The 478-nt window shown below is 56.3% G+C and carries 1 protein-coding gene; it reads right to left on the reverse strand.

Annotated elements, in window-relative coordinates; genetic code table 11:
- Positions 1–478 (reverse strand): hypothetical protein (locus tag ACUHMQ_RS21060; RefSeq protein WP_445297391.1); only part of this gene is annotated, 478 nt, incomplete at both ends.

Below are 478 nucleotides of genomic sequence, written 5' to 3' on the forward strand. Positions count from 1 at the left end.
CCGCCCAGTTCCAACTCGCATTGCCATGGCTGACTGCATTGCGCAGGTGTTCAACCCCCTCCGCATCCTGGTACACCTCCACCCAGTCATCACGACCATCACCCTGGATATCCACCTTCAGGTACTGGCTGGTCTTACCCGGTGCACCATGATTCTGGTGGATGTGCTTTAACACACCATCGTCATCGTGGAAGAAGACATACACATAGTCACTGCCTGCATACAGAAACTGGATCGACAACGCCTGCCGGCCATTCCGCTTGATGTCCGACAGAATGTACTGATGGTTTGACTGCCAGCCATAGCTGCTCGTAACTGGCGTACCGGCTGTGAAGGTCTTGCCATCACTGAGCCACAGTACAACCTGTACTCTCTTATCCGTCGTCTGCGATACCACCCACAGATCGGCCTTGCCGTCCCCAGTGCCATCACCCAGCAGATAGCGGGTCTCGGCTGCCCAGGCACCCAGTTCCAGCTC

This window comes from Chitinimonas violaceus (genome assembly GCF_052601015.1).